The organism is Vibrio sp. A11 (assembly GCF_013048705.1).
GTDB lineage: Bacteria > Pseudomonadota > Gammaproteobacteria > Enterobacterales > Vibrionaceae > Vibrio > Vibrio metschnikovii.
Genome location: NZ_VHSI01000001.1, coordinates 559,860 through 570,882, shown reverse-complemented (window position 1 = coordinate 570,882; position 11,023 = coordinate 559,860). Strand labels below are relative to the sequence as shown.

At 42.6% G+C, this 11,023-nt stretch carries 12 protein-coding genes and 1 pseudogene; 7 read left to right on the top strand and 6 right to left on the bottom strand.

Annotation, left to right across the window (positions count from 1 at the left end; genetic code table 11):
- Nucleotides 1–91: pseudogene (locus FKQ60_RS17765) on the top strand (RNA-directed DNA polymerase); the annotation flags it as partial.
- A 26-nt stretch (nt 92–117) separates the two neighbouring features.
- Here FKQ60_RS17765 and FKQ60_RS02500 read toward each other — a convergent pair.
- Entirely contained in the window at nt 118–357 is a 240-nt protein-coding gene (locus FKQ60_RS02500) for a hypothetical protein (RefSeq protein ID WP_170905959.1), read from the bottom strand.
- 417 nt (nt 358–774) lie between these two features.
- On the opposite strand from FKQ60_RS02500, the gene FKQ60_RS02495 reads away from it, so the two are divergent.
- The gene (locus FKQ60_RS02495; protein WP_170905958.1) at nt 775–1,416 is read left to right on the top strand and encodes an inovirus Gp2 family protein; all 642 of its coding nucleotides are present in this window, start codon (nt 775–777) and stop codon (nt 1,414–1,416) included.
- 42 nt (nt 1,417–1,458) lie between these two features.
- On the opposite strand, the gene FKQ60_RS02490 is transcribed toward FKQ60_RS02495, so the two are convergent.
- From FKQ60_RS02490 to radC, 4 genes are all read right to left on the bottom strand, one after another.
- Complete coding sequence (locus FKQ60_RS02490) at nt 1,459–2,445, bottom strand: GTPase family protein (RefSeq protein ID WP_170905364.1); 987 nt, start codon at nt 2,443–2,445, stop codon at nt 1,459–1,461.
- 104 nt (nt 2,446–2,549) lie between these two features.
- Nucleotides 2,550–2,984: a DUF2787 domain-containing protein gene (locus FKQ60_RS02485; protein WP_170905363.1), complete on the bottom strand. Its 435-nt coding sequence runs from the start codon at nt 2,982–2,984 to the stop codon at nt 2,550–2,552.
- Between the two features lie 47 nt (nt 2,985–3,031).
- Complete coding sequence (locus FKQ60_RS02480) at nt 3,032–3,466, bottom strand: DUF2787 family protein (RefSeq protein ID WP_170905957.1); 435 nt, start codon at nt 3,464–3,466, stop codon at nt 3,032–3,034.
- Nucleotides 3,463–3,933 carry a DNA repair protein RadC gene (radC, locus tag FKQ60_RS02475; RefSeq protein ID WP_170905361.1) on the bottom strand — a complete coding sequence of 157 codons (471 nt, stop codon included), beginning with the start codon at nt 3,931–3,933 and terminating at the stop codon, nt 3,463–3,465. The genes FKQ60_RS02480 and radC overlap by 4 nt, the downstream gene beginning before the upstream one ends.
- 115 nt (nt 3,934–4,048) lie before the next feature.
- Here radC and FKQ60_RS02470 point away from each other — a divergent pair, with 115 nt between their 5' ends.
- Both FKQ60_RS02470 and FKQ60_RS02465 read left to right on the top strand, forming a co-directional pair.
- Nucleotides 4,049–4,255 carry an AlpA family transcriptional regulator gene (locus FKQ60_RS02470; protein ID WP_170905360.1) on the top strand — a complete coding sequence of 69 codons (207 nt, stop codon included), beginning with the start codon at nt 4,049–4,051 and terminating at the stop codon, nt 4,253–4,255.
- A 267-nt stretch (nt 4,256–4,522) separates the two neighbouring features.
- Nucleotides 4,523–5,557, top strand: coding sequence for an IS110 family transposase (locus FKQ60_RS02465; RefSeq protein WP_170905359.1), 1,035 nt, complete (start codon nt 4,523–4,525; stop codon nt 5,555–5,557).
- 301 nt (nt 5,558–5,858) lie between these two features.
- Here the strand turns inward: FKQ60_RS02465 and FKQ60_RS02460 are convergent, their stop codons facing one another.
- Nucleotides 5,859–6,779, bottom strand: coding sequence for an IS5-like element ISVpa3 family transposase (locus FKQ60_RS02460; protein ID WP_170905976.1), 921 nt, complete (start codon nt 6,777–6,779; stop codon nt 5,859–5,861).
- A 43-nt stretch (nt 6,780–6,822) separates the two neighbouring features.
- Between FKQ60_RS02460 and FKQ60_RS02455 the strand changes: the two genes are divergently transcribed.
- Genes FKQ60_RS02455 through FKQ60_RS02445 form a run of 3 tightly spaced genes read left to right on the top strand, consistent with a single transcriptional unit; the run spans nt 6,823 to nt 10,989 of the window.
- A complete protein-coding gene (locus FKQ60_RS02455) occupies nt 6,823–7,143 on the top strand; it encodes an HlyD family efflux transporter periplasmic adaptor subunit (protein WP_249374186.1) in 321 nt (106 codons plus the stop codon).
- Nucleotides 7,140–9,863: a ribosome-associated ATPase/putative transporter RbbA gene (gene rbbA / locus FKQ60_RS02450; protein WP_170905956.1), complete on the top strand. Its 2,724-nt coding sequence runs from the start codon at nt 7,140–7,142 to the stop codon at nt 9,861–9,863. The genes FKQ60_RS02455 and rbbA overlap by 4 nt, the downstream gene beginning before the upstream one ends.
- 1 nt (nt 9,864) lies before the next feature.
- Nucleotides 9,865–10,989 carry an ABC transporter permease gene (locus FKQ60_RS02445; protein WP_170905955.1) on the top strand — a complete coding sequence of 375 codons (1,125 nt, stop codon included), beginning with the start codon at nt 9,865–9,867 and terminating at the stop codon, nt 10,987–10,989.
- Nucleotides 10,990–11,023 lie beyond the last annotated feature (34 nt).

The window sequence follows — 11,023 nt, the reverse complement described above, 5'->3', positions numbered from 1 at the left end:
GTTGGGGTTATACTCATTGTTGGAAGGGTATGAAACATTGAAAATCTATTCGGAACCGCCGTATGCGATCCACGCTTGTACGGTGGTGTGAGAGGACGGCGGGAGTGATCCCGCCTCCTACTCGATTTCGAATTCTGATTTTAAATTCAAGCGATTTGGTTTATTTTTAATTACTACTTTATCTTTGTATGATTTTAAAATACCATAAGCTATAATATCATTACCTTGTTTTATATCCTTGCAGTAGTTGGCTAACACCTTTGCTTTTATAAAGTTAATATCACTTTCTTCAATATATTTTTTAATTTTTATAATATCAACAACATTTAATCCTGTTTTTTTACATTTAATTTCCATATTCTATCCCACTAATTAATGTTGTTTATATATGTATTTTTTGTGATAAATACAGTTTTTTATTGTATTTTTGTCGTCGGTTTACAGTTGTTTTATTGACAATTAAAGATAAATTTATTGTAGATTTATTGTAGATTAAATCATGATTTAACTCTAGAGTGAACGTTGTTTTTTGTGATCCTACCAGGGGATTGAAGCGGTTTTTGTGAAGAAGGTTTACTTAACTCTATCATGATCTTTTATCAGAGTGTCGAGACGTGACGTTATTTTGAACAATCCGGTGATAGCAAGGTTTGTTAGATAAAGAAATGAGTAAAATGCGCTGGTATAATAATATATATAGAACATTTAAATTAAATAACTATAAAAATAACAAGATAGTTACCTTCTATGAACAAACAACCATAGAGATAACTAATGAAAGAACTTACTTCAACTAGACATCGTACTCTAACCAATGAAAAGAGATTTCTTTCTCTTCCTGTGATTAACCATCATGGTGGATTAGTGATTAAATATTTATTTTCTATTAAAGAAACCTTGGACTTATCATTATATGAATATAGGAGAGTTTATGTTCAACGAGTTGATCTTAGATATCCTAAATTTTATTTAAATTATAATGGATGTACAATTACTCGATTTATTGAGTCATTGAAATCTAAGATAAAGAATGATTTAAGGCGGAAGGGAAAAATTGGAGAGTGTAATATGAGATACGTATGGGTTAAAGAGCAGAATACGTCAGTGTTACCACATTATCACCTGGCATTGTTCTTTAATAGAGATATCTATTATTGCCCTGGCAACTACCAGCATGACTATGGCAATTTGTCATCTATGATAAAGGAGGCATGGGCGAGTGCTTTAGGGTTAGATTGCTTTGAAGTAAATACTAGTATTCATTTTCCTGAAAACTCTATTTATTATGTCAGTAAAAGTAGTGCGAATTTTTTAGATGAATATAAAGTATGTTTTTATCGTCTAAGTTACTTAGCTAAAGTTGATACAAAAGTATATGCTAGCGGATTAAAAAACTTTTCTACTAGCCGAAAATAAAAAAAGAGGATCTGCCTCTTTTTAATGGTATGTTTATTGTGTTTAAAAACCGAAGATATATCTTATCCCACCAAAGAATAAGCCAGAAACAGAACCAATAACTTTACCTATAGCCTTTCCTGGTTTTCCGAATATAGCCCCTATATCGGAGCCGATAGATGCGCCTTGTAGTGTTGTTTCTACAATGGCTTCCCAAAGACTTAAGCTGGTTTTTTTGTTGTAATCGCTGGCGTCGTTATCTTTCCAATTATTCACGTCATTGGAAATGGTTCGGTTCGCCAGAATTACTCTTTTATTTTGAGGTAACAGCTCGACAATGATATACAACAATTTTGATAAGTTATACGGTCTCTGTCGATTCACACCATCACTGTAGCCAGCAACAAAGTAGATAGGCGCAATGGTTATCTGCGTGGCTTTATGTATTCGTTTAGCTACCGATGTTTGCTGTTTTTCAAGAAAAACTAACGCTTCATCGGTTGGCTCATTATCAATATAGTTCCATGCCTTTGGGCCTTTCAACGCTACATCTGCTTGGTTAATACCAACAATCAGTCGTTTTTCTGCTTCATCTCCTAAATGTGGGATAATGATGTCATTAATGAGAGTTAATGGCGTACCTAGATCACGAGACCCGCCATCAAGTATTACTAGTACTAAATCAATTACTAGCTGGTCATGAGCGTCCTTCTTGTTGAGCAAGTGTTTGATCGCCTTTATGTGTCTTGTATCTTCTTCTATACCATCACCTAACCCAGGGGTATCCCACAGTACAAGGTTATTTAATTGGTAATGCTGAACACACTCAGTATGAGGCTCACTATTAATTCCTACTTCAGCTATCGGTATGTTAAATAGTGCGTTAATGGTTGAGCTTTTGCCTGCGCCAGTCGCGCCAGTGATCAGGATATTGAGCGTTGTTTTACGGAGTAGGGCTAAATTATTAAATAATAACTGTTTTGTTGTTGTATCTAACGTTGTACTACTAATATTCTTTTCTAGTGATGAAATTAACTCATTGCTTTTCATAACTGTAATCCTTTATGTGCTCGTGATTTAGTAGAAACTACCTGGTCTCTGCTGAATATGGAATGGAGTAACCACTTGCGATGGGTAATTGATCTAATGAGTCGCTAACTCAAAGTGATTTCATCAAATACTCCCATCGCTACATAAGCGAGAAAGTTATGTTCCCACAGTTGATAGAGTGCTTTTGCTTCATGACTGCCCTTGATTGGGTGCCATCCTTGATAAGCTGCGAAGAACTCTCCACGTTGAAAGTCAAAATCTAAGCAGCGTTCAAGCTCAGGGTAGGGATGACCAAAGTAAGCAAACTCGGTCAGATAATCGATATGCCATGCATCCGCCATTTTGCTGAGCGCTATTTCAACCGGATGAAAGCCGCCATTCTCTGCGCTGTAGGCTTTATCTCGAAAGTGAAACACCAGCAAGCATTGAGCTTCTAAAGCGGATGAACTCAGCGATGAGGCACTGAGCTGCTCATTCAATAAGTCATGCAGCTTGTGCGAGATGGGCAACGTAGACGCTGTAAAGGTGAGTTGAGACATAAATCCTCCTTGTGATATTCGGTAGAGCCATTAAGTGATCAGTGGTGTTATTGAGTGGTGATGACACTTACCGTGATCTCATCAAAAGCACGTCGAGCAAGATGCCTAGCGAAACTTGTTGTCCAGACAGACAATAAGGTTTGCACTTCATCATGAGCCAGACTGGCTGAGCCAACATCGGCTTGGTAGCACCAGCCATTGGGAAAATGAAAATAGAGATCGAGTTCTAGTGAAGAGCTTTGCTGATGGGGATAGGAAAAGCTTGCCATCATGACGATGTGCCACACATCCATCGCACTGTGACGGACAAGTTGTAGCTCCATGGGTGTTAATCCTTGTCGGATTCGGTAATAGCTTGTTTGGCGACAGTTCATTATGATCCGCTTGGCATGCTCGGGGATAGTAAAGCGGCGTAGCACTTGAGTCAGTGGCGCGGCTAATGTTGCTTCGACACTCGTAGTGATGGTGTGTTGAACGGTCATAAAAGTCCCCTTTCAGCAAAAGAGACACAACCTTCACCGACCACAATATGATCCAATACCCGAATATCGACTAACGCTAAGGCGTCTTTTAAACGTTGTGTAATGCGCTTGTCGGCCTCTGAAGGCTCAGGCTGACCGGATGGATGATTATGAGCGAATATCACGGCAGCGGCATTACAGGCTAAGGCGGCTTTCACCACTTCACGAGGGTAGACGCTGGCGGCATCAATCGTTCCTTGAAATAACTCATTAAACTCAATCAAACGATGTTGATTATCCAATAACATCACGGAAAATACTTCCCGCTCTAACCCACCTAATTTAAAGCGTAGAAACTCTTTGGTGGCTTCAGGATGACAAAAGGCGCCGGTTCGTAAATAACGATTAGCCAGAATTTGAGCGGCTTGCTCTAGTACTTCATTTTCTTGGTAATGCTGTTGTTGTTGGTATTTTTTCGATGTTGTCATTTCAGTCTCCTTGGTACATCACTTAGGGGTTCACTGAGATGACATATATCTGATTATTTTTTGAATATGAGTTGGCTTAGGCGCCATCTTATTTTTTACAACATCGCTTTATCCCATGAGGACCACAGACATAGGAGAACGTCCCATGAGATTTTTAAAACTAAAAGAAGTGATGGAAAAAACAGCATTAAGCCGTTCAGCGATTTACCGCAAAATGAGTGAGGGAGAGTTTCCGAAATCCGTGAGTTTGGGTGATAGGGCGGTGGCTTGGGTAGAGAGTGAGGTCGATGAGTGGATGGAAGAGTGTTTACTAGGTCGGTAATTATTTTACTGGAGGGTTGATGGTTAATTCATAGGTAAGCGTTCACCAGTAGCATGTTGACTAGGTATTTAGATAAAAACTCGTGTGCTTAAGGTCGAACACATTTGGGTATGGCTGCTGACGAACCACCGCGTTGGCTATGCGTGAAAGCGTATCAAGTGACGATATTTTCCGCTTTTTACAGGCTTTGATGTGATGGACGCACCTCCCTTCTAGCGTCGTTGTACCAAACTAATAGTACAACCATTAAGAGCAGGAGTAACAAGTATGTCTATTAAAGTTGTCGGTATTGATATAGCGAAAAATCTCTTCCAAGTGTGTGTTCTGGGTACAAATGGACAAATTTTATCAAACAGAAAGGTAAAGCGAGATAAGCTTCTCGATACTGTCCGCCAACTACCAGAGCAAACTGCTCTAGCAATGGAGTCATGTGCAACTTCTCATCATTGGGGCAGAATATTTCAAGAGCTAGGATATACAGTGGCTCTTATTCCAGCTCAGCATGTAAAACCATTTGTTGGGCGGCAAAAGAACGATGCTAATGATGCAAGAGCCATTTGCGAAGCCTATTCTAGACCTAATCTTCACTTCGTGCCTGTTAAGTCTGTTGAACAACAAGACCTTAAAGCGATACGCAGTGTCCGTAAACGTTTGGTAGAAAACAGAACTGCCTTGGCGAACCAGATCAGAGGATTGGCTGCTGAATACGGGGTAGTATTTCCTCTCTCTATTAAAGCTTTACGAAGTCATTTACCGCTAGCTCTTGAAGACGCAGAGAATGCCCTTTCCCCAGTAATGAGGAACTTACTGCAAACTTTATACTGTGACTTTGTCAGTCTTAGCGAAGAGATAGATGAAATGACCCAAAGTGTCACCATATTGAGTCAGCAAAATCCAAAATATGAGGCTATTCGGAATATTCCTGGGTTTGGTCCGATTTTGACAGCGGCGCTGATTAGTGAGGTAGGTGTTGGAAACCAATTCAAAAATGGTCGCCAGTTCTCAGCATGGTGTGGCCTAGTTCCAAAACAAAATAGTACAGGCGGAAAAAGTAGTCTTGGCTCTCTATCGAAGAATGGCAATCGCGAATTGAGAGCATTACTTATTCACGGTGCTCGCGCAGTGGTTCGGTGCGGAGCTAACAAAACGGATGCTATGGGAGCATGGTTGAGAGGACTCATTGCACGCCGAGGAAAAGCAAAAGCGATTGTCGCTCTTGCAAACAAGCTCGGTCGGGTAGCATGGCACATCTTGGCGAAAAATAGTGAATACGATATTAATCAGGCATTTAAGCCTGTTTGACTAAAAATACTAAGTTCTAAGGAGATATCCTCAAGAAGCAACTGAGTTTGCAATAGCTGATGAATAAACGGTGAACCATCCTTACTACACTCTGATAACGCAACGAGGTTATTGAAACCGAGGCTTTGAAAAGACAGTGAGGAGCGGATTACATCATGGCGCAGGTCACATAGTAGACCTAGAAAGACGTCGGATATATGTTAGCGACCGTATCATTGAATCAGTCATTGCATCCTGAGGTGCGTCCATATATGTTGCGTAATTCGGTCAGAGAACCAAACTGCCTGCAATTGGTTGATTCTTATACAATACACTGAGTTTCAGGCATACCAAGCCCTGTAAGTTTGTTCAGCGCTTTAATCATCGCGTAAGTTTCACCAACCTGAGCATTGTAGTTTCTCAGACTTAATCGCCCACCTAACAACTGCTTCACTCGATACATTGCTGTCTCTGATAGTGAGCGTTGATGATAGCCGTACCGCTTTTTCCACTTATTGTTGGAGCCGTAGAGCTTCTGGCAACCTACCGCTAAATTCCTAGGGTGACCATTCTCCCAGAAGGCTGCCCCTTCTCTTGGAGGGATGAGTGGAACAGCTCGCTTGAACCGTATGGCATCGTAGCAATCCCTTGTGTCATAAGCGCCATCGCCAGATATCTCGATAATTCTTCGGCGGGTTTGCTTGAGCAAGTTAGGGAGGACTTCTGCATCGGTAACATTAGATAAACTCAGTTCTGCCGCGACGATTTCGTGAGTGCTGGTGTCTACCGCTAAATGCAACTTTCTCCAGACTCTACGCTTCCCGTCAGTACCATGCTTCTTGACCTTCCATTCACCTTCGCCATAAACCTTGAGACCTGTTGCATCAATAGATAGATGCTGTATTGCGCCTCTACTCTTTGGTTTAAATGAAACCTCGACTTGCTTAGCTCTTCGACTGATACAACTGTAATGTGGGCAGACTATAGGGACGTTAGCCAATGAAAAAACAGAATCGATAAATCCTTGCAATGCTCTCAACGGCATTGAGAAAACTCGTTTCACCATAAGCGCAGTAGTAATGGCTAAGTCGCTGAACTGACGAGGTCTACCTCGTTTATTTTGTTTGCTCTGCTTCCACTGGCGAATGGCTTCTTCATCAATCCAGAAAGTGAGTGAACCGCGGTTGATTAAGGCTTTGTTGTACTGTTTCCAGTTCGTTGTTTTGTAGCGAGGTTTCGGCAGTGGTGGTCGCATACTGAATATGATTGATCTGACTGATGTTTATATGACCTTTTTTCTACCCGCTGCACAAGCCGGACGTATTGCGATAGGTAGTGAAGTGCGGATTATTCTGGATGCGGCGCCACATGTTTCTATTCCGGCGCAGATATCCTATGTAGCTGATGTTGCTCAATTTACCCCAAAAACGGTAGAAACTGCCAGCGAACGTGAAAAATTGATGTTCAGGGTGAAAGCTCAAATTCCCCCTGATATATTGCAAAAACATATCACACAGGTAAAAACAGGTTTACCTGGAGTAGCCTGGGTAAAGCTCAGTACCGATGCACAATGGCCTGCACATCTCCCTGAGCGAGTTACGCCATGACTGTCGCTCGAATCAAACGAGTAAGCCTGCACTACGGTAAAAATCAGGCACTGAAAAATATAACGCTTGAAATCCCATCTGGCAAAATGGTGGGGTTACTTGGTCCGGATGGGGTAGGGAAATCCAGTTTATTGTCACTACTGTCTGGTGCAAAAAAGATACAGGATGGGCAGATAGAGGTGTTAGATGGTGATATGAGCAGTAAAGCGCATCGCGACAAAATTTGCCCTCATATTGCTTATATGCCGCAGGGGCTCGGTAAGAATTTATATCCTACCTTGTCGGTGGAAGAAAATTTACAATTTTTTGCCCGTTTGTTTGGTCACTCTACTGCAGAGCGTCGTCGCAGAATTGACGATTTAACTAAATCAACAGGGCTACATAAGTTTCTTGACCGCCCTGCGGGTAAATTATCTGGAGGCATGAAACAAAAGCTTGGATTGTGTTGTGCACTAATCCATGACCCGCAATTTTTAATTCTGGACGAACCGACGACAGGTGTAGATCCACTCGCCCGCAGTCAGTTTTGGCAGTTGATTAGCCGGATTAAACAAGACTATCCGCAGATGAGTGTGGTTGTTGCCACCGCCTATATGGATGAAGCTGCCGCTTTCGATTGGCTGGTTGCCATGGATAATGGTGAAATTCTAGCTACCGGGACTCCAGAGGAAATACTTGTCCGAACCTCATCATCTTCGTTGGAAGATGCCTTTATTAAACTTCTACCGGAAGAAAAGAAACGTGGCTACAAGCCAGTCGAAATAACACCTCTTAGCGGAGATACAACTGATATCGCTATTGAAGCAGAGAGGCTGACGATGCGTTTTGGCGACTTCACTGCCGTTGATAATGTCAGTTTTCGTATTCGTCGTGGCGAGATTTTTGGTTTTTTGGGATCAAATGGTTGTGGTAAATCTACTACGATGAAAATGCTTACCGGCTTGATACCAGCAACCGAAGGTAAGGCTTGGTTATTTGGTAAGGAAGTCGATCCCAGAGATATCAACACCCGTAAACGCGTTGGTTATATGTCACAAGCGTTTTCATTATATGGTGAACTGACAGTAGTACAAAATCTGGTGTTACATGCCCGGCTGTTCCATGTTGCGGAGCAAGATATTCCTGGCAGGGTAGCCGAAATGATCATGCGTTTTGATTTAACTGCAGTGCCAGATGAACTACCGGAAAGCTTACCTCTTGGTATCCGTCAGCGCTTGTCATTGGCTGTTGCTATGGTACATAAGCCAGAGTTACTGATCCTGGATGAGCCGACCTCTGGCGTTGACCCTATTGCCAGGGATAATTTTTGGCGCTTGCTGACTGCTTTATCCAGGCAGGATCAGGTGACTATTTTTATTTCTACCCATTTTATGAATGAAGCCGAACGTTGCGACAGAATGTCGATGATGCATGCCGGAAAAGTGCTGGACAGTGATAAGCCTGCGCTACTGATGCAAAAACGCGGTAAAACAACGTTAGAAGCGGCCTTTATTGATTACTTAATTGAAGCCAGCGGTGACAGTCAAGCAGCAGAGCCTGAAATAGTTGATGTTACGACACCAGCCAAGAGCAAAGTGTTGACCTCGCCAAAACAACTTTTTAGTGTCCAGCGTATGCTCAGTTACATGTGGCGCGAAGCGTTAGAGTTACGCCGCGATCCGGTAAGAAGTACCCTTGGCTTAGTCGGATCACTCATCCTGTTATTTGTAATGGGTTTTGGCATCAGTATGGATGTAGAAGATTTACGCTATGCCGTATTGGACAGAGATCAAACGGTATTAAGCCAGAATTACACCCTTAGCTTGTCGGGATCCCGATATTTCTTAGAACAGGAGCCACTACGAGACTATGCAGAGCTTGATAATAGAATGCGTAGTGGCGAGCTTGCTTTAGTGTTGGAGATACCGTCTGGTTTTGCTAGAGATATTGAACGGGGAACCCCCACTTCGGTTGGAGCCTGGGTAGATGGCGCTATGCCACAACGGGCCGAAACAGTTAAAGGTTATGTACAAGGCATACATCAACATTGGCTGACGGAGCAGGCCCGTCTGCGAACTAACAATAGCGTGAGTAGTGCCGTAGGTATAGAAACTCGTTACCGCTATAACCCTGATGTGCGTAGCCTGCCAGCGATGGTGCCCGGCATTATTCCGCTGTTGTTACTGATGATGCCGGCAATGCTAACGGCGCTGGCAGTAGTGCGGGAAAAAGAACTGGGCTCTATTCTCAACTTGTATGTTACCCCGGTAACAAAAATAGAGTTTATGCTAGGTAAGCAGTTACCCTATGTTGCTTTGGCGATAATCAATTTTTTGTTAATGTGTTTGCTGGCTGTTACTTTGTTTGAGGTGCCCATTACCGGTAGCTTTATCACCCTGCTGTTTGCAGCTGTTTTATATTGCATTATTGCTACAGGCTTGGGGCTTTTAGCTTCAACGATTACTAAAAGCCAGATAGCGGCTATGTTTTTTGCCATGTTAGCCACGATGATCCCAGCAATACAGTTTGCCGGGTTATTGGATCCGGTATCTTCAATGGAAGGCGCTGGCCGCCTTATTGGCGAGCTTTACCCTGCGACTCATATGATTGACATTAGCAGAGGTGTTTTCAGCAAAGCGCTTAATTTCAGTGATTTGTATCATTCGTTTTTACCATTGGTACTGGCAATACCCGTAATTCTTACTGCGGCGGTGTTATTGCTGAAGAAGCAGGAGCGTTAGTATGCGAATATTAGCTAATATTTATCGCTTAGGGGTGAAAGAACTCTGGAGTTTAAGGCGTGATAAAATCATGCTATTTCTGATTTTCTATACCTTTACAATATCGGTTTATACCGGAGCCACTGCTATGCCAGAAACATTGCATAAAGCCCCGATAGCGGTAGTTGATGAAGATGCTTCACCACTTTCTGCCCGAATTGTATCGGCGTTTTATCCGCCCCAGTTTAACATCCCCGAGTTAATTTCTCTGCAGCAGATGGACCCTGGAATGGACTCAGGCCGTTATACTTTTGTGGTTAATATACCACCTAACTTTCAAAGCGATATTCTAGCTGGGAACATAACCAATATACAGCTCAGTACAGATGCAACCCGAATGAGTCAGGCATTTAGCGGCAGCGGTTATATTCAGCAAATTATTATGGCGGAAATCAGCGAATTTTTGCAGCATCAGCGCGGCCTGGCGTCAACCCCTGTAGATCTTGAATTAAGGGTTAGGTTTAACCCCACGTTGGAAAAGGTGTGGTTTGGCTCCGTCATGCAGATTATCAATAATGTGACGATGCTATCGATTATCCTGACTGGCGCCGCCCTGATACGAGAGCGTGAACACGGTACCCTAGAGCATTTGCTGGTAATGCCTGTTACACCCACAGAGATTATGCTGGCAAAAATTTGGTCGATGGGCGTTGTAGTGTTGTTTGCGGCCGCGTTTTCTTTGACTTTTGTGATTCAAGGCGCTTTAAAGGTACCAATTGAAGGTTCTGTCATGCTGTTCCTGCTGGGCGCTGCTTTACATCTGTTTGCAACAACGTCATTAGGTATTTTTATCGCAACCCTGGCTCGGAATATGCCCCAATTTGGCATGCTGATGATACTTATCTTATTGCCGCTACAAATGCTCTCAGGCGGTTCCACGCCAAGAGAAAGTATGCCTGATCTAGTCCAAAATATTATGCTGGCGGCACCCACCACTCATTTTGTTAGCCAAGCGCAGGCTATTCTTTATCGTGGTGCCGGCTTGGATGTTGTTTGGCCCCAATTTCTTTGGCTAGTGATTATCGGCAGTGTTTTATTTACCTTTTCATTATCACGTTTTCGTAAAGCTATTACGCAAATGGCGTGACCAACTGTCTGCTAAGGCCAGCATACGTTTATTT